At 40.8% G+C, this 22,895-nt stretch carries 18 protein-coding genes; 8 read left to right on the top strand and 10 right to left on the bottom strand.

What is annotated here, in order from left to right:
* Positions 1–205: 205 nt before the first annotated feature.
* Positions 206–574 (bottom strand): nuclear transport factor 2 family protein, encoded by a 369-nt coding sequence (locus PR675_RS17440; protein WP_223854846.1) that lies wholly within the window; start codon positions 572–574, stop codon positions 206–208.
* Between the two features lie 13 nt (positions 575–587).
* Positions 588–1,439, bottom strand: a complete 852-nt coding sequence (locus PR675_RS17435) for a LysR substrate-binding domain-containing protein (RefSeq protein ID WP_014656753.1) — start codon at positions 1,437–1,439, stop codon at positions 588–590.
* Between the two features lie 85 nt (positions 1,440–1,524).
* On the opposite strand from PR675_RS17435, the gene PR675_RS17430 reads away from it, so the two are divergent.
* The 8 genes from PR675_RS17430 (at position 1,525) to PR675_RS17395 (ending at position 9,975) form a co-directional block, all read left to right on the top strand.
* Positions 1,525–2,211, top strand: coding sequence for an ankyrin repeat domain-containing protein (locus PR675_RS17430; protein ID WP_014656752.1), 687 nt, complete (start codon positions 1,525–1,527; stop codon positions 2,209–2,211).
* The gene (locus PR675_RS17425; protein WP_036941744.1) at positions 2,211–2,675 is read left to right on the top strand and encodes a nucleoside deaminase; all 465 of its coding nucleotides are present in this window, start codon (positions 2,211–2,213) and stop codon (positions 2,673–2,675) included. Before PR675_RS17430 ends, PR675_RS17425 begins: the two co-directional genes overlap by 1 nt.
* Complete coding sequence (locus PR675_RS17420) at positions 2,675–3,895, top strand: cyanate transporter (protein ID WP_040132852.1); 1,221 nt, start codon at positions 2,675–2,677, stop codon at positions 3,893–3,895. Before PR675_RS17425 ends, PR675_RS17420 begins: the two co-directional genes overlap by 1 nt.
* Before the next feature lie 93 nt (positions 3,896–3,988).
* The gene (locus PR675_RS17415) at positions 3,989–4,858 is read left to right on the top strand and encodes a helix-turn-helix domain-containing protein (protein ID WP_004927282.1); all 870 of its coding nucleotides are present in this window, start codon (positions 3,989–3,991) and stop codon (positions 4,856–4,858) included.
* Between the two features lie 102 nt (positions 4,859–4,960).
* Positions 4,961–7,102 carry a TonB-dependent siderophore receptor gene (locus PR675_RS17410; RefSeq protein WP_014656749.1) on the top strand — a complete coding sequence of 714 codons (2,142 nt, stop codon included), beginning with the start codon at positions 4,961–4,963 and terminating at the stop codon, positions 7,100–7,102.
* On the top strand, positions 7,102–7,359 hold the full coding sequence (locus tag PR675_RS17405) for a hypothetical protein (protein WP_014656748.1): 258 nt from the start codon (positions 7,102–7,104) through the stop codon (positions 7,357–7,359). The genes PR675_RS17410 and PR675_RS17405 overlap by 1 nt, the downstream gene beginning before the upstream one ends.
* On the top strand, positions 7,356–8,786 hold the full coding sequence (locus PR675_RS17400) for a PepSY-associated TM helix domain-containing protein (RefSeq protein ID WP_036941739.1): 1,431 nt from the start codon (positions 7,356–7,358) through the stop codon (positions 8,784–8,786). The genes PR675_RS17405 and PR675_RS17400 overlap by 4 nt, the downstream gene beginning before the upstream one ends.
* On the top strand, positions 8,764–9,975 hold the full coding sequence (locus PR675_RS17395) for a RhtX/FptX family siderophore transporter (protein WP_036941737.1): 1,212 nt from the start codon (positions 8,764–8,766) through the stop codon (positions 9,973–9,975). Before PR675_RS17400 ends, PR675_RS17395 begins: the two co-directional genes overlap by 23 nt.
* Positions 9,976–10,015: 40 nt before the next feature.
* On the opposite strand, the gene PR675_RS17390 is transcribed toward PR675_RS17395, so the two are convergent.
* The 8 genes from PR675_RS17390 to PR675_RS17355 all read right to left on the bottom strand — a co-directional run bounded on the left by PR675_RS17390 (position 10,016) and on the right by PR675_RS17355 (position 22,895).
* Complete coding sequence (locus PR675_RS17390) at positions 10,016–12,676, bottom strand: TonB-dependent receptor domain-containing protein (RefSeq protein ID WP_232074367.1); 2,661 nt, start codon at positions 12,674–12,676, stop codon at positions 10,016–10,018.
* A 308-nt stretch (positions 12,677–12,984) separates the two neighbouring features.
* Positions 12,985–13,503, bottom strand: coding sequence for a 4-hydroxyphenylacetate 3-monooxygenase, reductase component (gene hpaC / locus PR675_RS17385; protein WP_004927299.1), 519 nt, complete (start codon positions 13,501–13,503; stop codon positions 12,985–12,987).
* 19 nt (positions 13,504–13,522) lie between these two features.
* A complete protein-coding gene (gene hpaB, locus PR675_RS17380) occupies positions 13,523–15,085 on the bottom strand; it encodes a 4-hydroxyphenylacetate 3-monooxygenase, oxygenase component (protein WP_004927302.1) in 1,563 nt (520 codons plus the stop codon).
* A 552-nt stretch (positions 15,086–15,637) separates the two neighbouring features.
* Positions 15,638–16,321 carry a LysR family transcriptional regulator gene (locus tag PR675_RS17375; RefSeq protein WP_272582828.1) on the bottom strand — a complete coding sequence of 228 codons (684 nt, stop codon included), beginning with the start codon at positions 16,319–16,321 and terminating at the stop codon, positions 15,638–15,640.
* 501 nt (positions 16,322–16,822) lie between these two features.
* The gene (galU, locus tag PR675_RS17370; protein WP_040132854.1) at positions 16,823–17,713 is read right to left on the bottom strand and encodes a UTP--glucose-1-phosphate uridylyltransferase GalU; all 891 of its coding nucleotides are present in this window, start codon (positions 17,711–17,713) and stop codon (positions 16,823–16,825) included.
* A gap of 110 nt (positions 17,714–17,823) precedes the next feature.
* Positions 17,824–18,720: a sensor domain-containing diguanylate cyclase gene (locus tag PR675_RS17365; RefSeq protein WP_163885826.1), complete on the bottom strand. Its 897-nt coding sequence runs from the start codon at positions 18,718–18,720 to the stop codon at positions 17,824–17,826.
* Positions 18,721–18,741: 21 nt separating this feature from the next.
* Positions 18,742–19,197 (bottom strand): cellulose biosynthesis protein BcsD, encoded by a 456-nt coding sequence (bcsD, locus tag PR675_RS17360; RefSeq protein ID WP_272582827.1) that lies wholly within the window; start codon positions 19,195–19,197, stop codon positions 18,742–18,744.
* Positions 19,198–19,199: 2 nt separating this feature from the next.
* Positions 19,200–22,895, bottom strand: a complete 3,696-nt coding sequence (locus PR675_RS17355; protein WP_052038352.1) for a cellulose synthase subunit BcsC-related outer membrane protein — start codon at positions 22,893–22,895, stop codon at positions 19,200–19,202.

Below are 22,895 nucleotides of genomic sequence, written 5' to 3'. Positions count from 1 at the left end.
GGGTCGTAGTTAGGCCGAATAGGGTGTCTTTTCATTTTAATTTCCTTTTATTTATTCCATTAACTATTTAAATTTATTAGATATTATTTTCAATAAACAAATAAAATAGTAGCCATGAAATTGCATAGAGTAAATAAACGAAATTTGTTTATATGTCATAGGAAAGTGTAATCGTAATGACGTTTACGATGCAGCAAAAAAGCATTTATAACGAGCTTGGTGTTCCTTGGTGGAAACGGAGCTGCCATTGGTTGTGATGATTTTTGCTCCAAATCGATGAACGTAGTGTTTGTTTAATACGTATCTCATTATCAAGTTGAAAACTTAAATAGGTGATGAGCACTGTATTCGCATCTATCTGTGCACATTGGAAATTTTCGGAGTGAATTTCCAATAAATTATTAGCTTGGGTGAGGGCTAAAAGTGTCTCTGTTTTATCGGCGCTCACACCAGAGCGGCAAAATTCTAAAAACGCTGGGTGCAGAATATTTTCAAGAAATTCTAAATTATCTCTATTTGAATAATGATGTAGCTTTTTTTCTAGCGTGATTAGGTGATCAAAGAGTTTCTGCATATCATGTTCTTTATCAAAGTTGTTCAAGCTGTCTTGCCAACCGTTCTGCTAACACCTTAATCGAGTCGGAACTATCGTGGACATGCATCGCTATTTCCATCTCTTCGGCGGCGGGGAAACCTTCTTGCTCCGTCAGGATCCGATGTTGTGGTAACTTAGCGCGTAACGGCAGTAAGCTGATCCCAAGCCCATCAGCAATGGCACTTTGAATACCTGCAAGGCTTGAACAGGTGTAAGTTATATGCCAAGGGCGCTGTTCAATATCCAGTAAGCGGAACATATCGTTACGATACAAGCCATTTTCAGGGAAAACAATCAAAGGCAAAGAATCGGCATTTAAATACTCATTATTGGCGCTCGTTAGCCAACATAGCGGCTCCGGCCAGCGATAATCACTCTTAAATTCCCCCTTGCGCTGCTTAACGATAATCAAATCAAGCGCTCCTTGCTGGTAGTGTTGATATAACTGGCGACTAAGACCACTTGTGACCTCTAAACGAATATTGGGGTGTTCATGCATAAAAGCGGCGAGAGTCGGGGTTACTTGCCCTGAAGCAAAATCTTCCGGAAAACCTAAGCGCAGCGTTTGGATCACCGCATTTCCCGTGATTTTCATAAAAAACATATCGTTGAGCGCGATGATCTTCTTTGCATAACTGAAAAGTACTTCGCCGGTTTCCGTCAGTGTGAGCATACGATGACCACGGATAAATAAAGGCTGTCCAACCAAAGCCTCTAAGCGTTGGATTTGCTGGCTTAGCGTGGATTGAGTTGAGTTTAAATGTTGTGAAGCGACGGTGAAATTACCGGTTTCTGCCACAGTAATAAAGGTCTTAAGTAGAATAAAATTCAGCAATGTATTCATTTTATAGATACCTGACATTTAAATATTTAATTTTTAAATAGCATATATTTTCAGTAGATTAAATAGACGACAAAGGAGGAGCACAATGAAAAAATGGTGTTTAACGACCAAGTGGTTAGCTTATATGTTAGGTATTCTTAGTATGTCACTGATATTAATGGCAAAATCATTTGCACAAGTAGACTCATCGTCGTTGGTGACTCTTGCTGAAAAAGGGGATCTTTCTGGGGTGACTCAAGCCCTTAAGCAAGGTGCAAATATTGAACAGCGTGATTTACGTTTACGTACTCCTTTAATGGCAGCGACACATGCCAATCAAATCGAAGTGGCTCGCTTTCTAATCGAGCAGGGGGCTAACGTCAATGCCCGTGATGCAATCCAAGATTCACCTTATCTGTATGCGGGGGCCAGAGGGCTACAAGAAATTCTAGAGATGACACTAGAAAATGGTGCAGATCTAGCAAGTACTAACCGCTATGGGGGAACCGCATTGATCCCCGCTGCTGAACGCGGTCACGTGAAAACTGTGCAAACCCTAATTGATGCCGGTGTTAATGTTAACCATGTAAATAGACTTGGTTGGACGGCATTAATAGAAGCTATCATACTCGGTGATGGCAGCGAAAAATATGCCACGATTGTGACGCAACTTATCAAAGGTGGTGCTGATGTTAATTTAGCAGATGCGTCAGGCAATTCTCCATTGACGTTGGCAAAGCAGAAAGGATATAGCAACTTGGTTGAAATCCTTGAACGTTCAGGAGCGAAATAATGCAAGATAAACAATTTTTACAACAAGCTATTTCACTGGCTAAAGAGAATGTTAAAGCTGGTGGCCGGCCATTTGGCGCCGTGATTGTGCGTGATGGCGCAGTGGTTGCAACAGGTGTTAATCAGATGCTTGAGCTGAACGATCCAACGGCTCACGCAGAGCTAATGGCGCTACGTCAAGCAGGCGAAACCTTAAAACGCACTCGGTTAGAAGATTGTGTGGTATTTGCGAGTGGTCAGCCATGCCCAATGTGTTTAGCTGCGATGCGTATGGCGGGGATTTCGCGGATTGTTTATGCGTATTCAAATCAAGATGCAGAGCCATTTGGTTTATCGACAGAGGCTATCGCCCAATCACTGAGAGTCGAGCCACAGCAACAACATGGGCTGACTTTTATTCAATTAAAACCCGAAAATGAGGCTCAATCCGCGCTTTATACTTTCTGGCGGGAACAACAACATTAATGGCTGGGCATAAAACCGCTTCATTAGGTTTGGTTATGACCATCGTATTAGTCGGGATCAATTTACGGCCCTTTATCACGGGGCCAGGTCCACTGATCGAGGGGATTATCCAAACTACGGGGATGACTTACCAAAGCATTTCATTACTGACGCTGTTACCGATGCTATTAATGGGGGTTGGCGCTTTAATTGTTCCTGCCTTGAACCAAAGGCTAGGTGAGCGAGTTGGGCTTAGCCTTGCGATGTTATTGTTGCTTATCGGCTCTTTATCGCGTCTATTTGTGACTAATGGAGAGCAGCTCTTAATCACCGCTTTTATTTGTGGTGTGGGAGCTGCGTATATTCAAGCGGTATTTCCGGGACTAATTAAATTACGTTTCCCACAAAAAATGGCCGCGATGACGGGGCTATACTCCGCGATGTTAATGGCGGGTGGGGCGATGGGGGCACAGTTGACCCCGATGCTTGCCAATATTTCTTGTAACGAGATGGCACAATCATGTACAACAGCCTCAGGACATTGGCAAATTGCTTTAGCATGGATGGCATTACCCGCTTTATTTGCACTAATCGCCGTTGTCGTTAATATCGATTCATCAGCCACGCATCAAAACCATGGGCGAGGATCGGTTTTTGTCTTTTTAGCGAAGCCGAGGGCTTGGCTACTCATGGTTGGTTTTGGCCTTGTTAATGCAGGATATGGAACGGTAGTCACATGGTTAGCGCCATTTTTTATTGAGCAAGGTATGAGCAGTGCTGATAGTGGTTCACTGGTTGCCTTACTGAGCGTGTTTCAAGCCCTCTCTGCTTTGTTAATTCCCATTCTTGCTTCTCACAATATTGACCGTCGATTTTGGCTGATTGTGACATTATGTAGCCAAATGATCGGGTTTACAGGGTTAGTGTTTTTCCCTCAGTTATTCGCTTTTTTGTGGGTTTGTTTAATCGGTATTGGGTTAGGTGGGTGTTTTGCATTGAGTATTATTGCTTCTCTTGATCATCTTCCGCACCCTGAGAGTGCGGGGGCATTAACCTCTTTGATGCAAGCTGGCGGGTTTATTATCGCGGCCTTTGGGCCTCTATTTGCTGCTTGGTTACATGAGGTAAGCCAAAGTTTTGCTTTGGTTTGGATAGCGCATATTTTGATGATCTTGATAACCTTGTTGTTATTTTTACGTCTTAATCCAAAGCATTACGCCAGATTATTCAATCTAAAATAATTGGCATTGCACAATTTGCAAATGATAATGATTGTTATTTTCTTATTTATTTGACAAGATAGTCAGTACATCGCCTTTGTTTCGAAAAAAATCATGCAGCAACGTTCTGAAGATAAACTTAATCAAGCGCATTCTAACCGCGAAGATTATACTGTTGGGCCTTTTGTGCGCATCAGTCGCGGTGAGTTTGTGATCCCACATGATCTGGGGATTAATGAAGAACAACAGGCAGGCCTGAAGTTAGTGGCCATACATCAAGGCGCAATGGGTTGTCGTAGCAGCTCTGGACATAATGTCGAGGTTAATTCACCCTCATTGATACTCTCTGGCAGCCAGAAAAATTACCAGCTATGCAACCTGTTTCGCGCCTGCCAACCGATGAAATATACGATGATCGATATTTCACCTGAATGGTTGGAACAACATCAATTAAAGTTACCTGAAAGCTGCTATCATCCAAGTAAAGCTCAATTATTACATTTTTCAATTCCTGCAAGTGTACTAGCAATGACACAGCAGCTATTTGCCTGTCCTACTCATCCATCATTACATCAGCTCTACTTATGCGCTAAAGTAACTGAAATTACAGCGTTATGCTTAGATCACTTTTTACATGAGCCATCGCAAATAGCGCCTAAATTGCGTCAACGTGATATTGATAATTTGCAGATAGCGAAATCTATCTTAATGCAGGAGTTAGAATCCCCGCCTAGCTTGGATGAATTAGCGAAGCGTGTTGGTATGAATACTCGTAAGTTAACGCAAGGGTTTCGCCAACTGTTTGGTAATAGTATTTACGGTTGGTTGCAAGAGTATCGATTGGAAACGGCTTATCAGCTATTGAGCGTCCATGATGCGAATATTTCTACCGTAGCTTATCAGGTTGGCTATACTCCCGCTCACTTCTCCGTCGCTTTTCGTAAGCGCTTTGGCATCTCACCAAATCAACTCAAAAAACGTTAGTTATTGCCGGATAGCGATAGACAAAATCCGGCATTCGAAAGTATCCCACCCCATTAATTGCTAAATTGATAACAATTATCATTTAACTTTTTAGGGTAGAAAATGTTGTCCGTTCATAATGCTAAGCGCTTAAAAGGGCTAAAACTTGCCCCTTGCGCACTGTTTTTAGCAACTGCTCCATGGGCTTTATCAGCAGGGGCAGAACAAAGCTCGCAACCTAAGCATGATGTCATGCAAGTAACAACGACCTCCAGTGCTGATGACGATTATGTGGAGCCTGGCGTCACAACATTAGGCAAAATAGCCCTAAAACCAAGAGAAGTTGCACAATCTGTCAGTGTTATTGACCGCGAGCAAATCGAAAAGCAAAACCTACAAACCCTTGACGATGTTATGCAAAGAGCCACAGGGGTAACGAGTGCCCCTTACGTCAAGTTAACGACCGCCTACTATGTACGTGGCTTCCAAATTGACTCCTTTGAAATTGATGGTGTGCCAGCGTTGCTCGGTAATATGGCGAGTTCACCGCAAGATATGGCGGTGTATGAGCGTGTTGAGATCTTACGTGGCTCCAATGGGCTACTTCATGGAATGGGAAACCCTGCTGCGACGGTCAATATGGTTCGCAAACATGCACCAAAGGAAGATATGGCGAAACTCAGCTTAACAGCGGGGAGTTGGAACCGTTATCGCGGTGAAGCGGATGTTGGTGGATTACTCAATGAAGCAGGCAGTGTGCGTGGGCGATTTGTGATGGCGTGGGAGGATAAGGATTTCTTCTATGATGTATCCGATCAAAAAACACGTTTAATGTACGCGACGGTTGATGCGGATCTCACCCCTGATACTTTATTACGTGTTGGTGCACAATATCAAACTATCGATTCAGTCACCAATATGGCTGGCGTACCTATGGGGAAAGATGGTCGTGATTTGCATCTTCCACGTAAAACCTACCTTGATGTGGATTGGGACCGTTTTAAATGGGATACCACACGCACCTTTGCTGCGATTGAGCACCAGATCAATGATGATTGGCAATACAAACTCAATACTGAATATCAACATGTTAATGCTCGCCTAATTTATGCAGGTGCATGGGGCAATATCGACCCTGAAACTGGGGATGGCGCCATGCTGATGGGGGGCGCTTATAAATTCCGCAATGAACAAATCAGTCTTGATACAAGCTTGAATGGTAAGGTTGAAGGCTGGGGGCAGAAGCATGATGTGATTATGGGGGTTAATTACTCGCATGCGAGTGAAAAGCAGTATAGCGCGGAATTTGACCCTTCACTGAATGTTCCCGTGAACGTCTATCGCTGGGATCCACACAGCGTACCTAAGCCTAATGTCGGGCCTTATAGCTCTCCAGGTGCAACGAAAACAACTCAAAAAGGCGTTTATGGTATGGGGCGCATTAAGGTTGTAGAGCCTGTCACGGTGATCATTGGGGCTCGCGATAGCTGGTGGGAATTGAAATCGCCAACGTCTAAATTTACTGAAAATGGCCGGATCACCCCTTATGGCGGTGTGATTTGGGATTTTGCAAAAGATTGGTCTTGGTATAGCAGCTATTCAACCGTTTATCAGCCTCAAACCGCGAAAACCTGGAGTGGTAAAATGCTGAAACCCGTTGAAGGGCAAACGCTAGAGACGGGGATTAAAGCGGGATTACTCAACGGTAGCTTGAACTTATCAGGGGCTATCTATCAGATAGATATCAAAAACAATCCTCAAGTTGACCCTGATCACCCGACGGGAGGCTTTGATAATTACTTTATTAGTGGGGGCAAAGTACGTAGCCAAGGTTTTGAATTAGAAGGTGTTGGCTATATTACGCCATTTTGGGATGTCTCTGTCGGCTACACCTATACAGACACCAAATATCGCGATGATAGCCAAAACAAAGGTAATGCCTACAACACGTTAACGCCTCGTCATATGTTACGTGTATGGACCAACTACGATCTTCCTTGGGATGAACGTAAATGGAGCATTGGGGGCGGTATGCAAGCACAAAGTGCTTATAGTACCACCAACGGCAATGTCACTTTACGTCAAGGGGGTTATGCACTCTTTAATACGCGTTTGGGGTATCAAATTGACGAAACGTGGAGCGCAGCGGTCAATGTGAATAACTTATTCGATCGCCGCTATTATTCAGGTCTTTTCTCTCCACAATGGAATAACCGTTACGGCGAACCTCGTAACGTGATGTTGACTGTAAAGGCTGATTTTTAATGAAATTAGTCAGTGCGATTTCCATCATTGGCACTTTAATAGGGGGAGTTGTTCTCTCCCTATTATTCGTTCGCATTTACCCTTCGGATGATCTTCTAAACCGCTTGTATGGAGCAGTTTTTCTTGCCGTTTTTTGCACCATGGGGATGTTTGTCTACAGCTTTACCGCGAGTAGCTGGCGACAAATGTTATTACGCAGTTACGGATGGTGGCCGCTTCCTCTATTGTGGTTATTGCTGTGGGGGGGAGGACAATGAAAGTCCCACTGACGCGCAGAATGTCCGATCTACATCGTAGTGCGGGTGCATTTTTGGGCGTTTTTTTATTTGTGATTATGCTAAGTGGCACTTGGAGCTTAGGAAGTGATGCTTTACGTCTTTGGTGGAATAAAGCGCCCCTTTCAGGAGAACTCCTGCCGCTATCACAATTACTAACGTTACAGCCAGAGGCTGCATTGGTGCAGTTACCTCAATCAGCCAATCCTACCATCACTTTTTGCCTTGGGATGGGGCAGTGCGATAACAGCTATAGTGCCATTACGGGCCAAGCTTTAGCGCAGAATACTCCTGCAATGTGGCTGGTCACATTGCATAAAAACCTATTTATTGATTTTCCAGGACGTATTCTGATTAGCCTATTTGGTTTTGCGTTGGCAGTACTGTTAATTAGCGGCTTTATTATTAACCGCCGCAAGCTAGCTTCGATGATGCGCTTACCGCGTCGGCTGAATTTACGCTTATTTATTCATGATCTGCATAATTGGCTGGGATTATGGTGCTATCCATGGCTAATTTTATTTGCTGTGACAGGGGCGCTTTCAGGGTTAGGTGCGTTAGGAACCGTTGGCTTGGCATCAAGTGTAAGCCCTGATAATCCACAGTTGGTCATGCAGCAATTGATGGGGGGCTTTCGTAAGGTTGATAACCACCAAGTAGTTCTACGCGAGCATCAACCAGAGCAAGTATTCGAGTGGCTTAAACAAACTTATCCCTCTTTTACGCCACAAACCTTGATGCGCCAAGGCGATTCATTGGTGATTGGTGGAGTACACGCGGGGCAACCGGGTAGTGCTAACTTTGAGCAATATCGTTTTGATTTGAATGAAGGGCGGCTTGTTGGTGTTCGAGACTCCTCTGATCACGCTTTCTGGACTCGTGCTTTTATCAGTATTCAACCACTGCATTATGGCCAGTATCAATGGCTACCAAACGTCGAAACGCTATTTAGCGTTTTGCATTTTATCGCGGGATTTAGTGGCTGTGTCTTGGTAGCGAGTGGGTTGGCAATGTGGTGTTGGCGGCATGCTGCCTCGCGGATTGCCGGGGGGATCGTTGGATGCTGTGGTGGACTGTTGCTGTCAGTAAGCGCATTGCTGGTTGTGATGTCTCTGTCATTAACATTGCCAATAAGTGCTTTTTTCCTGTGCTGGGGAGGCATTTTTATCCTCTGTCTAGTGATTAAAAATGCTCGCAAGATGCTGATTTTAATTGCTGCTTTATCAACTTTACTCTTTTTCATCGCATTTATTTTCTCGTTATGGCAGCAGCCTGCTGGCTTTAACCGTATTGATGTCATGCTGCTATTTTGTGGCTTGTTTTTGTTATTAACACTTGGATGTGTGGCTAAGTTATCTGCGACACAAAAAAGTGGTCGGAGTGGATATGAAAGATCTGTTACAGAATAAACAACTGGTGATGACCTTAGGATTGTTATACCTCGCTCAAGGTATACCGATGGGGATTGCGATGGATGCTCTACCTACCTTTTTACGACATGATGGTGGTGAGTTAAAGGTACTCGCATTTTTGCCACTTGTGGGCTTACCTTGGGTAGTAAAATTTTTATGGGCATCTTTTGTTGATAACCATTGGGGAAAACGGTTAGGACGTCGTAAGAGCTGGATTATTCCTATGCAGGTTATCGTGACACTCACCATGTTTGCACTTAGCTTTATTGGTTTCTCTGTGGAAAATGCACTGGCTTGTGTTGTATTGCTATTTATTGCTTCTTTAGCGAGTGCGACACAAGATATTGCCACCGACGGTATGGCGGCAGAGCAAGTCAGCGGCTCAATGCTATCAAAAATCAATGCCGTGCAGATAGCGGGCGTGATGGCTGGCTTTTTTATTGGTGGTGCAGGGCTGATGATTATGAGTGAGTCATTGGGTCAGCATATGGCATTAGCGATTTTGGCTTGTGTGCCGTTGTTAAGTCTGTTTTTTATTTCGTTGTGCCCATTAAAAACATCACAAGCCATTCAGGAAGATGAAAAAGCGAGCTTATTAAAAACCTTTAAGCGTCAAGGTGCACCTCGTCTACTGCTGCTAACCTTACTTTCTGCGGTGACCGCCGTTTCTGGTTTTGGTTTGGCAAAATTATTCTTAAATGATACAGGTTGGTCGCTGGCTCAGATTGGGAAAATGGGAATGGCAGGTGGCATGGTCACGTTAGTGTTAGGTTGTGGGGGCGGCGCTTGGTTGATTGGTAAAATCGGCGTCTGGCGCGCATTCTCATTTGGCCTATTATTCGCATTACTCTCATCGCTATTATGGACATTCCAGTCGATGAGCGGCGTATCAATGGCATTAGTGGCTACCTGTATCACACTTGGTTCATTATCTTCCGGTGTCACTTCTGTGGCGATTATGACCGCAGGTATGCAATTCGCTTCTCGCTATACGCAAGCAGGAACGGATATGACAGCAGTACAGAGTACTCGTGATATTGGTGAATTGGCTAGCTCAATGATGCTGGTGGGGCTAACGGCGGCGGTAGGCTATTCTGGCGGGTTTATGCTAGGGGCTGGTATTGCATTTGTTGCATTATTAGTCACCTTTTCTCACTATCGTTATATGAAAAAAATCGAAGCTTAATTGTCATCTTCCTGCCCACTCCTTGGGCAGGAATTGTTATTTAAAAGCGATAAGTAAAATCAACTGAAACCGTTCTACCTGGCGCAGGCATCAAGCTAAGCGCCATTGGATCAACATAGTATTCATTAGTGAGGTTAGTGACGGTAAGGTTGATATCCGCATTAGGGTTGAACTGATAATTAGCGTAAGCATCATAAGTCACGGTTGATAAATAAATTAACTGGGTTCCCGTCATCCCAACGGTATTCCATGAACGGTTTAACTTATGAGTAGGACCGCTATTATAGATACGGCGAACGCCAATATCTAAGTTGCGTTCATCAAGTAGCCTCACCCCAAGTGTTGTATTGATGCTGTATTTGGGTGGGTTAGTGATATTAACTAACGAGGTGCCAAAACCACCATTCACACAGTTTGGGGTATTAGGATCGCCATAAGCGTACTGACGAAAACGCTCAGCAGTTTTCGTATCACACGTTGTGGCTTCTAAATAGTAGTTACCCGATACATCAGCATAGAAGCGACCTTGATCATAAGCTAAGCTATATTCAATACCGGATGTTTTATAAAGATCCACATTCTCTATGAACCAAGAAGCGTTATTTGGGTGATAGCCTCGAGTGATCATGTCATGTAAGTCACTCTTAAACCAGGATACCTTAGCGGCAAGTTTATCTTCTTCGGTAAATAGTGAGTTTTGTACAGTTGATGCACCGATTTCAAGAACTTTGTTTTTCTCTGGTTTTAAATCAGCAGACGGCATTGAGGTCCAGTTGCCTAAAGTTGACTCAAAGATAGTTGGGTTCTTAACGGCTTCACTGTATTTAACATAGATTTGACTATTGTCATCAAGGTGAAATGCCAGCCCTACCTGTGGGCTGAAATCGCTTCCTTTCCGCTCAATAGGTTTGGTGTAAGCGTATTCTGTGGTGACTTCTTTTTTCAGATAACCTTTTTCCCCTCTTGGGTCAGGGTCATAACCATCAAAGTCATACTTTTCGCCAAGCGTTGTGTTTGCGTATGGGGTTTTCTTTAAAGAGTCTAACGTGTAGTTTCCTTGTTCATCAGGCCACCACTCCATATACCAGCTTTCAGGCCATTTGGTGAAATATTCACCGTTTTTCTTTAAGCGAGCAAACGTGTACTCTTGAGTGCGAGATTTCGCCGCATAAGCGGTGCTGTTTCTATCTCTAACATGATATTCGGTATAACGCCCTCCAACTTGAACTGTTAACCAATTCACGGGTTTATATTCTAGGGAGCTTGATAAGCTATACTCTTTGCGAACACCACTGCGCAAGAAATAGTTTTTTTGCAGATTTTCTTTTAGGACAGGTGAATTAGGGCCGGTATCTTCATACTGGAAAGCACCACCAATTGTTAAATTAAACTCACCAAGACGATTTTCGAACGTTGAGCGGTTGGTTAAATTCACGCCATATCTATCCGCTTTAATATCGGATAATAGCCCTTGTTTGTACTCTTCACTTTGTGGGTCTGGACGCTGCTCAGTACTTTGATCGAAAACAGGAACGTTACCGATATTTGCATTGTACATACGGCTGACTGAGTGGGTATACCACAATTCAGAGGTCAAATTGACCCAATCATTATCCGGATCAAAATTGTGCTTTGCTGATAATGAATCAATGGTAATTTTACTCGGGATAAATTGATTAGATTCCCCTTTGCTATTGGGGGTTGTAATCATCGATGGCATGATTTCACCCCATTTAGCGTCATAACGGCGATAAATTAACTCAAGTTTTTGGGTATCAGTAAGCTCGCCAGCCCCTTTGACTAACCAAGATTCACTACGGCTATGGGTATCAAGAACCTCTTTTCCAGCAGGATAGGCGTCAATCACCGCGGCTGTTGTCATCCCCGTGCCACCCGTTGACGAATAATGGGCGTCACGATAGCGTTTCGCGCCGTTTTTACCTGCAAAATAGTTACCTTGATTACGGTAGGCGTAAGCTGCAAGTAATTGATAGCGATCCTGATCTGTTGCGATAGCGACACTACCAAAGCGGCTATTCATATTCGGCCACGGATTGGCGTCATTACTCTCTTTGGTTTTAGTATAAAAACCGGATCGTTCTGAGACCGTGTTATTGGCAAGCCCCCCTCTTAAACGTACCCCAAAAGTTTCACCTTTCGGAATAACATCAGCAGGTTGTAAGGTTGTGACCCGCACCGCTCCTCCGATAGCTCCCGCGCCATCTGTCGCAAGGGTAGGACCTTTGTCGATGGTAACATGGCTAATCAAGTCGGGGTCTAAATAGCTGCGTTGCTGTACACCAGCGTAACCACGGTAAACATCAATGGATTGCTGCGTACCGTCGACAATAACGGGAACGCGGCTTTGGCCTTGTAAACCGCGAATATTGACATCTAACGCTCCGCCATTACGAATATCCCCAAGATGGACGCCACTGACGCCACGTAGAAAATCGGCTGCTGAATTACCTCGGAATCTCTCAACGGTTTTGCCATCAATATAGGACGAGGAGCCAAGCTGCAAATAAGGATATTCAGCATCTAGCTCCTTTTGTGATTTTGCGGAAACTTTGAGAGGGCCTAGTTGTGTTGGTTCTTGAGTTGCACTCTGTGCAGTCATCATGCCGCTTGCCATAAACGGACTCACACCAATCATTAATTGAAGAAGCCGAGTGACAGGCTTCATAGTGTCATTTTTCATAGCCATTATTGTTAAAGATCAATCGGTAATGAGATTGTAAATAATAATTATTATCATTCAATAAAATAACTAAACATTAACAATAAAAGATAGATTTGTACTAATGTATTGATTTAGAAAAATTATAAACATGACTAATTTGTATTTAGGCAGTCAATATAATTACATAGTGTTTGTTGGGATATTGAAAAAAAGAAGGGTGACTGTATCGGTAGGAACATATTGCTTAGAAAGGACTTTCTTAGCGTTGGATCAAAAAGAGGGGCTATATCGCATAGCCCCTCTAAGCATATTGATGGTTTAATCCGTTATGCGGTTACTGCTAATGTCTGGTGCATAACTGGGTGGAATTTACGTTTGAAGTAAATTAACCCGTGACCTTCTTCTCTCACGATAATCTGCTTCATTTCAACCAAATAAACAGAATGCGTACCAATGTCTTGCACTTGGGTTATTTCACCCTCTAGGTTAGCAAGTGCATCTTTCAATAATGGTTGTTGCAAAATACCTTTATCCCAGATGCTCCAAGCAAAGCGCTCTTCCATTGTAGAGCCTTTCATTCCCGCGAAGTGGCACGCCATCTCTTCTTGTTCATGGTTAAGGATATTGACACACAGGCGGCCATTTTCTTGAAAGACCGCATTCATAGCGCTGTTGCGGTTAACACACACCATCAAAGTGGGTGGCGTGTCCGTGACTGAACAGACTGCTGTTGCAGTAATACCGCAGCAACCTGCTGTGCCATCCGTGGTGACTATATTAACTGCTGCACCAAGACTTGCCATCGCATCTCTGAAACGCAGGCGATGTTCATTTTCTAAAGACATATTGACCTCCTGCTGCCGATTATTTCAGCAGCGAATCTAACTTATTAATATCGTTGTTGTTATGCAGGTGTGGGCGTTTCCAACCATGCTGATCGTAATCAGACAGGCAGCGGTCAACCATATCTGTCATTGCTTTCATATTACCCGAACCATAAGCATGGCGTAGACATTGCAGACGAATTTCGTCCTGACTACCCGCATAGTTGATTTCATAAAGCTCATGACGTCCGCCAAACTCGCTTCCAATCGCATCCCACATTAGCTTTAACACCTTGATACGTTCTACATGATCCATACCGTTAGAGCCACGCACATATTTTGCCAGATACTTATCGATTTCTGGGTTGTTCATGTCTTTCACACTGGATGGTAGATATATCAAACCACTGGTGACATTACTTTCTATGATATTCTTGATTTTCGTATAGGCCATTGGTGCCATTACGCGATAAGTTTGGATTGCTTGCGTATCTGGCAGATAGGCTCCGCCTTCCCAAGCCTTCGCTTCCGAAGTCATTGCATCGGTAAGTGACCAGAATAAATTACGCCATGCGACCACTTCACCTAAGTCTGCTTGTACACCACGGAAGTCGACAACTCCAGTACATTCAAGGCTTTTTTGCAGTAAGCCTGTAATGAAATCCAATTTAACCGCTAAACGCACGCAGGCTTGTAATGGGAACAAGCGAGCGAAACCACCTTGTACAGCCCAATTACGCGCTCTATCAAAATCACGATAAATTAATACGTTTTCCCATGGGATCAACACATGATCCATGACTAATATCGCATCATTTTCATCAAAACGGCTTGATAGTGGGTAGTCAAAAGGTGCGCCTGTTACGCCAGCAACTAATTCGTATGATGCGCGTGAAATTAGTTTCACACCATCAGCGTCCATTGGTGCGACGAACATCAGTGCAAAATCAGGGTTATCCCCCATCACTTGTGCAGAGCCGAAACCGATAAAGTTGTAGTGAGTTAGGGCGGAGTTAGTGGCAACCACTTTTGCGCCGCTGACGATAATACCTGCATCAGTTTCTTTTTCCAGCTTGATATAGACATCTTTTACTTCATCAGCAGGTTTATGGCGATCGATTGGTGGATTAACAATCGCATGGTTAAAATAAAGCCCACTTTCTTGAATACGTTTATACCAATTACGCGCGTTATCAGCGAATTGGCCGTAATATTCTGGGTTAGCCCCTAAACAACTGGCGAATGCCGCCTTATAGTCTGGAGTGCGTCCCATCCATCCATAGCTTTGGCGTGACCAATCAGCGATGGCGTCACGTTGTTGGCGCAGTTCATCGGCGCTGGTGGCGAAACGGAAGAATTTGTGTGTATAGCCGCCGTTTCCGGTATCTGTTCCCCAGCAAAGGCTGTCATGAGTTGCTTTATCATGGAGTGCATCATATAACTGTCCTATTGAAGCGGCTGAATTACGAAATGCTGGGTGAGTGGTGACATCTTTAACACGCTCACCATAGATATAAATTTCACGGCCATCTTGTAGGCTTTTTAAATATTCTTGGCTGTTAAATGGGCGTTTGGCATCTGAGCGAAAATCTTCTGGTTTCATGTCTACCTCGTTATCTCACAAACAGCGCCGGCGCATCATAGGGTACATATTTTCGCTGGCATCTGGATTATGTTAATTTTATGTTTATTTTGTGTTTCTTAATTGAAGCTTTTTATTTAAAAATAAGAAAGAGACTTTAGAAAGGATCGCTGGTACTTTTCGTTGAAAAAGAGAGTTTATGATAAGAATGTGATCACGGTAGTATTTTTAATATTAACAAATGATCGATGCACTATAAAAATAATCATTTAATTCAATAAATTAAAATTTATTAACTACTTAATGAGTTTAAATTTTACAGGATTTTTTGATAAAAAAACTACCAATAAAAATTGCTTTATCAGTGATTTTTAAAAGAAAAAGTACTTTTCCTAGGAAGAAAAAAAGGTGTGCTGATCTTTCTCTATCGAGAACCGATGACAATAATAAAGTTAACAAAAAGTTGCATTGCAAGACGTTGTCGGTGCTAAAACTTCTCTTAGGTTAAGCGTACTACAATAGCGAAGATTGAGTTTTCGATATGTAGCACGCTGAGTTCCAGTAAGAGAAGCGCTAGGCGATATGGTTTTTTTTCAATAAAAGATCTATCGATTCATTGATTAAGTTACCAATGTGCAAGTAGTTATCCATATTTCTATCGCCATTTCGAAAACAGATTTTAGATTTTATTTCTGAATACGAACCTAAAATACTCGTTGGCTGCTCTGTACTATGTCCTTTTTGGGTGACAAATTGATGGTTTATAGGGAAGCTTATCAAGGAGGCTGAAATAAAGTTATCGGAGCATTTTGTTGAAGAAACGATCAGCAAGTTTAAGGACATCGAGGCGAGTTGGGCAAACAGTTCCTCTGAGCTATCCACCGTGACTATTAAGTTAATATTAGGGTCACTTGCTAAGACGGCTTCTGTAATGTAGGAGGCAAAATACTCTGGTAATGAATCAGAAATGCCAATATGAAAAGTTTTTATATTATTATTTGTAGATTGCTGTGCAATGGCTTTAATTTCTTCTATCTCTTTTAAAATAATCTTGCTGTGCTCTAAGATTTGTAGACCCAAAGGTGTAAAGTTAACCCGACGGGTGGTTCTTTCTAGCAGAAAACAGCCGAGTGTGTTTTCTAGTTTACCAATCTGAATACTTAAGGTTGGTTGAGCTACATTGCAATATTGAGCCGCTTTTTTAAAGTTAAGAAACTTACCTAATGCGTTTAAATACTCGAAATCTCTAATATTCATTTTGTTGCCTCTGCTGTGGTTTAAAAATCAAATTTCGTTGTTATTGTCCATTGCTTACATGACTGAGAATGAGTACTAATAAAAATTAAACAAAAATCATTAAAGTAATGGGATAATAAAACATCTGTTTTCAATGAAGTCAGTTTTACTTAGCTGATGACTAAACTCATTCATAATGAAATCTCGAATTAATCCATCATTGTTAAGGTATTACATAGGAGATATCATTATCAGATAAGTTTATTCAGACAGAGGTAAAATATTTCTCAATACGACCCATACTTTTTTAATAAAAAAGAATTAACATGATTAATTGTAATCTTCTTATTCTGTTAGCAATAAAAATCCAATCCTGATTTTTAAAGTTGTTATATCTATTTGAATAACAAACAAATATAAAAAATAAAGAACAAGATCTCGCATTAGGCATATAACTAAAAATCAGACTAGCGATTGGATTTTGTTGATTCATAAAATCTACCCTATAAATAGGCGTTATGATTAAACAGTTTCTACCGAATCTTTCAACCAGCGATGAAACTGTGAGCCAAATGTTTGATGCTGACGACTATATTCAAAGAACGCTTTCATATACCCCATTTTATCGCCACAATCATGAGAACGCCCCTTTATGTGATAACCTTCGATAGCATGGGTTTTCAGAAGCATGGATAATGCATCCGTCAGTTGGATTTCATTACTCTTACCAATAGGTGTTTTTGCCAGCAATGGCCAAATCTCTTTACTTAAAACATAACGGCCAACAATAGCTAAGTTTGATGGCGCACTCTCTTTATGTGGTTTCTCTACAATCGCATAGATATTATTAAACTCTCCGCTATGAGTAACCTCATTATGGCAATCTACAATCCCGTAATTTTCGACATGCTCGATATTGACTTGTTCAATTAATATTTGGCTTTTTCCTGTCGAGTAAAAGCGGTCAATCATTGCGGGTAAATTATCAGATGCGTAATTACAATCATATTCATTAATAATGACGTCTGGTAAAACAACAATAAAATCATTATCACCAATAAAAGGCTGAGCACATAATATCGCATGGCCTAGACCGCTTGCACAGCCTTGTCTAACATGCATAATTTTTAAATTTTCAGGGCAAATACCATTTATTTCATTGAGTAATTGCTCTTTCCCTTTTTGTTCTAATAACGATTTTAATTCAAAAGAGGTATCAAAATGATTTTCAATTGAATTTTTAGATGAATGAGTAACAAATATAATTTCATTGATACCCGCCATATAACATTCTTTTATTATGTATTGTATAATAGGTTTATCTACAAGAGGTAACATCTCCTTAGGTATCGCTTTTGTTGCTGGTAGCATGCGAGTACCTAACCCCGCAACAGGTATGACAGCTTTCAACATATATAATCCTTGATAAATAAAATATTTATTATAATCTTTACTTGTTGAGTGTAGTTTTCAACTAAGTACGGTTTTAAATTTTATTAGTTAAAACAGCTATATAGTTAAACCTAAATACATTTCTTTATTTGATTTCCTCCTTGTTTTTTCGCATGGTATAAGGCTATATCGGCATTTTTTACTAAACTCCCTAAACGCTCACCATCACGCGGGTATTGTGCAATGCCGACACTAATATTGATATTCGATACTTCTCCTTCTAAATGGCAATATGAATAAGTCCCCATAAAGTGAACCAGCTCCCAAAAGATAGATTCTGCATGATGATGATGTATGTCATTCACCATTAACACAAATTCATCGCCACCTAATCGAGCAAAAATAACCTCACTCGGTAAGTGCTTTTTTACATTTTTAGTGAACTGTTTTAATAGTCGATCACCATAATCATGACCAAAGGTATCGTTTATTTTTTTAAATTTATCAATGTCAATAAGCGCCAAATAGCATTCTGTTTTACTATTTTTGGCTAATTTAAGAGCTTCTTTGCCTTTTCTATAAAAACCATATCTGTTTAATAGTCCAGTTAGAGGGTCATGGTATACTTGGAAAGAGAGTTTATTCTTAGCTGCTATTAGCCTTGTTACTTCAGATAAAATAAGACAGTAATGATAGACATTGTTGCTATTTTCTTCTATCTCCATTAATCTAGCTATAAAAAATATTTTTTTATTTTCTTTAGTTATAAAAATAATATCTTCAGTGTTACTATAATTAGAAATATAATCAAGACTGTTTTTTTCTAAAACCAACTGATTATTTATTATGCTTGGCTTATATCCAATAACATCTGCACGATTGTAGTTGTAAGTTTCTAAGAAACGTTGACTAACATATGAAACTCTTCCATATATATCAATTAATAAAAAAAGACAGGTTTGACCAATGATTAAGTCCAATGAGATTTTTTCATTTTTTATTGATAACTCTTTGGTTTTATTAATCATGATAATTTATATTTGATGAATCTATTTAAATAAAGCATAACGAAATATGAAAATATCTTCAGTTGCATTTTCATTCCACAATACAGGCACTGATTTATTACCACCTTGCGATGTTAACCACTGAGTATATAAGCCTTCTAAAATACTAGCGCTAGCTCGACGCCATTTTTTATTGACCGATTTAGGCGCGTGAGGCCACGCACAATGCATAATAAGCAATTCACTATTTGCGGGTGCCATTTTAACAAACCCCCAATTGAACACTTCTAGAACAGTATTAATATTTTTTTCTAATTGACTTAATGTACTTGAATTCTCAATAGTGTGTAATTCACCAAGCTGTTTCCCAATTCGCCGTAGCGTTTTACAGCCTTCATTAGTTTCACCTGACGAAAACTCATAAAATAAAAAATTAATTAAATCATGCCAGCCTGTTTTATAACCACGTTGTAAGTAACTATCTTGGTCAAACATCATTTTTATTTTCCTAGTATATCTTTGTCGAATAAATATTTAAAGTAAATATTAGCTTTTGTCTCATCATAATTACCAAAAGTATTATAACTAACATTCGCTCCAATAAATGAAGATGGTGATATTTTATAGTTAGTCTCTACGCCAAAAGAATAACTTATGCCATTTTTACTGCTCTTTTTATAGTGAGTATCTATATATTCATCATTATCTGTGTAACTGTTTAATTCATCTTGTAGTTGTCTATCTGTAGGGTAATAATCTGCACTTTCAGTCGTGTACGATTGATATCCAACAGTGGAGTTTAATTTTACTGATAAATTATCTAATTTTTGCTCATAAGAAATAGGCAATGAAACTGCAATATATTTCTGTGGGCTGAAATACCCTGCATGCCCTAATGTATAATAATTAAGGTTTTTATCAAATCCCATATAATGAATATTAGCGCCTAATTTTAGAGTTTTATTATTTTCATTTATTCCATAAATATAAGAGCCAGCATTGAGATCAACAGATTGGTTATTAGGAACGTGGGTACCAATATACTTATTAGCGGCAACTTTGGCATAAGTACCATAATGGCTATTATCCCATGCGTATTGTGCTGACAGCGTATTGCGTGTCACGGCTCCCCATGTTCTACCTGTTACACTATCTTTAAGCCCACTGTATGAAAGTTGGCTATCAGTTACCGCTCGCCGTTCGGCTGCTAAAGTTAATTGGCTATGTGGTGAGGTGTTAATTGACCATTCAGCTCCGCCAACTAAGGAAACAATTAAGCCATCACTATTGGTATGCCCGAAATCCAATTGAAAGTTATCGCCTTTCAATAAAATATTTGATTCTAAGCCTTGAATTGAACGGCTATTAATTTCATCGGCATGTACATTAGCGCGTGAAGCACTTTCAACTAGGCTACGGCGATTGGCTCTCGTTAACGCTCCACTGCCCACAAGGCTGGCATTTTCAGCGGGAGTTTTGCCTGAACTAATAACCGAAGGGGATACGCTCAGCGCTAACTTAATATTATCAAGCAGTGGAAGAGAGAGTGTGAGGGTCTCTTTGATTTCGGTAAATTTGCTTAATCCTGACTCCCCTGAGTGGCTGTTTACCTGAATGGTATTATTCAATGCGACAGATGTTTTTTGCTGTAAATCTGTAAGCATCATTTCAATATGGTCTAACTGGGCCTTTTGGCGAGGATTGTGCTGAGTGTGCATGAGTATTTGCCCAGCTAATGGGTGATTTACTGGTAAATAAGTTGGCTGTTCTTGCGGCTGAATTAATCCCCATTGTGCTGTTTTTAATAATTTGAGTGCTTGGGTATTATGACCTTCCAGCTCAGCAAGGCGAGCCGACAAAATCAGGTAATCGGTTTTGTTGGTTGCCTTGATCTCTGCAAAATATTTTCTTGCTGCCACACTGTCGTCATTGTTAATCGCTAGATCAACTAAGCCTATTAATGCATCCTGATTTTTAGGGGAAATAGCTAATAGGTATTGATAAACATCACTCGCTTGCTCGGGTTGATCATTTGATTGATAAACTCGGGCAACAGCTAATAAGAGTTGGCTATTATTCGGATCATTTTTTATTTCTGGCGCTAATATTTCCCAAGCTTCGTTGAGATGACCTTTTTCGCGAAATAAATCGGCTTGTTCGCTGAGGTAGCCCGCTCTAATGTGATTTAACTCTTTTTCGCTGGTTGTGGCGAGTAAAGCCGGGGAGTTCATCAAGCTCTCTGCTTCTGCAAAGTATCCTAAGCGGCGTAAGATAAGGATTTGCTGTGTATAATCTTTTAGGCTTCCTTGTGGTTCAACGGATAGGTTTTGATGGATCACATTTAGCGCCATTTGACTATCACCCGCATCTATATATAGCTGAGCAAGGCGGCCAATATCGGCTGGGTTCTGAGGTAATGATTTAATATTTATTTTTAGGGTATTTAATGCTGCATTGTGATTCCCACTATCAATGTAGTGTTGGGCAATATCAATTTGTTGATTAAATTTAGCGCGATGTTTAAGCTCTGTTATTTCTGCCGTTTGTGATCCACTAGGAATTTTATGAATTAAATTCAATACATCCTTCCAGTGATTTTGCTCGCTTGCCAAAATGATCGCGCTATGCCAAGTTGCAGGTGAAGGGTAGGTTGCAACCAAATTATTCATCACTGCATTTGCTTTATGATGATCACCTTTTTTAAGTAGCAGTCTGGCGTAATCGAGGTGCAGCCAAGCATTTTGAGGATCTTTATTAATGGCTTGTGTGAGAATATTTTCCGCTTCATTCACTAAGCCATTATTAAGTGCTTTTTCTGCATTTTTTCGGTATTGCTCACTGAAATTTATTTTTTGCTGATAATCATAGCGCTCAGTAGGAGAGAAGGTTTGTAATAATAGCTCTAATTCTTGATATTTTTTTTGTTCGTTAAATAACCAGACTAGCTGCTCTTTCACTGTTTTATTATTAGGGTAGTTTTGATGAAGCGTCCGATATAACGACTCTGCGCTAGCATAGTCTTTTTTATCACGATAGGTTTGTGCTAGTAATAAATTGAGAGCAAGTTGCTGCTGTGGGTCACTCACACTGGTACTTTTAAGTAAGCTAATCGCGTGATCAAATTGCTGATTACGCGCTAATTGTTTAACTCTATCTAGTTGCGAATAGTAGTTAATATTTTTGATATCTTTTAACCATTGGGCTCTTTTATGATCCGTTGTGTTATTAGCCGCTTCACTTAATAACTTCTCTGCTTCTTGATAGTTTTTTTGACGGAGCGCCACGTAGCCCAGACCCGCAGTGGCATCGATATTTTTAGGATCATTTGTTAGCGCTTGTGTGAATTTTTGCTTTGCTTGTTCAAGGCTACCTCTATTTAATAGCGTAAATCCAGCACGAATATCACTGTTACCAATGCGATTGTTATAGTGTTCCATTACAAGGCTATCATTTGGTGATAAATTCATAAAATGCTGGTAAGCGGGCAGATCTTTTTCATCGGGTTGTAACCACAGTAGTGCTTGCTTCAATGAATTAACCACCGCCTTATCTTTATTTTCGATCTGGATGAGCTTTTGAATTCCCTCTCGCCTTGTTTTCTCTTGATAGGTTAATACCGTTGCAAGAATACGCTGTACCTTCTCATCTGATGGTGTTTGCTGTGCTATTTTTCTTAGCTCAGCGATCGCTTTTTCTAGGTGTTTTTTACTGCCAGCGAGTGTTTCATAATACTCAATCGCTAAGTCACCACTAGGTGGATTATGCGTAAATAATTTGTCATACGCCTGTATTGCTTGTTCAATCTGACCTTGTGTTGCAAATTCTCGGGCTTTTTTGAGTATCTCATCGGAACGATTTTCACGGGGCGAAAACTGGGCTAATTGTGAAAGCCGCTGATCGTCTGGGGCATATTTTTTGAGTTTATTAACCCAGAGAGCCGCTTCTTGTTTTTTACCTTGCTGAATTTTGTAATATGACATTAGATATAATGCTTCAATATTATATTGCTCAATGGCAAAAACTTTACTCAGCGCATCGTAAGCAAGGTCATAGTTAGATTTACTGTGCCAATAATTGGCCTTTTCTAATAGAACTTTAATGGCTGTTTCATTTTCTAATGATCGAGCTAACGTCGATAGTGGGTATGTACCACAGAGCAAAGTAATAAATACTTTTATTAATAAGCTATTTTTCAT

Origin of the sequence: Providencia sp. PROV261 (assembly GCF_028477945.1) — a bacterium.
GTDB lineage: Bacteria > Pseudomonadota > Gammaproteobacteria > Enterobacterales > Enterobacteriaceae > Providencia > Providencia stuartii.
This window is presented reverse-complemented; position numbering and strand designations above follow the sequence as displayed.

Coding starts and splice junctions, on each gene's coding strand:
- PR675_RS17440 (WP_223854846.1), bottom strand. CDS start 574: ATGCAGAAACTCTTTGATCACCTAATCACGCTAGAAAAAAAGCTACAT.
- PR675_RS17435 (WP_014656753.1), bottom strand. CDS start 1,439: ATGAATACATTGCTGAATTTTATTCTACTTAAGACCTTTATTACTGTG.
- PR675_RS17430 (WP_014656752.1), top strand. CDS start 1,525: ATGAAAAAATGGTGTTTAACGACCAAGTGGTTAGCTTATATGTTAGGT.
- PR675_RS17425 (WP_036941744.1), top strand. CDS start 2,211: ATGCAAGATAAACAATTTTTACAACAAGCTATTTCACTGGCTAAAGAG.
- PR675_RS17420 (WP_040132852.1), top strand. CDS start 2,675: ATGGCTGGGCATAAAACCGCTTCATTAGGTTTGGTTATGACCATCGTA.
- PR675_RS17415 (WP_004927282.1), top strand. CDS start 3,989: ATGCAGCAACGTTCTGAAGATAAACTTAATCAAGCGCATTCTAACCGC.
- PR675_RS17410 (WP_014656749.1), top strand. CDS start 4,961: ATGTTGTCCGTTCATAATGCTAAGCGCTTAAAAGGGCTAAAACTTGCC.
- PR675_RS17405 (WP_014656748.1), top strand. CDS start 7,102: ATGAAATTAGTCAGTGCGATTTCCATCATTGGCACTTTAATAGGGGGA.
- PR675_RS17400 (WP_036941739.1), top strand. CDS start 7,356: ATGAAAGTCCCACTGACGCGCAGAATGTCCGATCTACATCGTAGTGCG.
- PR675_RS17395 (WP_036941737.1), top strand. CDS start 8,764: ATGAAAGATCTGTTACAGAATAAACAACTGGTGATGACCTTAGGATTG.
- PR675_RS17390 (WP_232074367.1), bottom strand. CDS start 12,676: ATGAAAAATGACACTATGAAGCCTGTCACTCGGCTTCTTCAATTAATG.
- hpaC (WP_004927299.1), bottom strand. CDS start 13,503: ATGTCTTTAGAAAATGAACATCGCCTGCGTTTCAGAGATGCGATGGCA.
- hpaB (WP_004927302.1), bottom strand. CDS start 15,085: ATGAAACCAGAAGATTTTCGCTCAGATGCCAAACGCCCATTTAACAGC.
- PR675_RS17375 (WP_272582828.1), bottom strand. CDS start 16,321: ATGAATATTAGAGATTTCGAGTATTTAAACGCATTAGGTAAGTTTCTT.
- galU (WP_040132854.1), bottom strand. CDS start 17,713: ATGTTGAAAGCTGTCATACCTGTTGCGGGGTTAGGTACTCGCATGCTA.
- PR675_RS17365 (WP_163885826.1), bottom strand. CDS start 18,720: ATGATTAATAAAACCAAAGAGTTATCAATAAAAAATGAAAAAATCTCA.
- bcsD (WP_272582827.1), bottom strand. CDS start 19,197: ATGATGTTTGACCAAGATAGTTACTTACAACGTGGTTATAAAACAGGC.
- PR675_RS17355 (WP_052038352.1), bottom strand. CDS start 22,895: ATGAAAAATAGCTTATTAATAAAAGTATTTATTACTTTGCTCTGTGGT.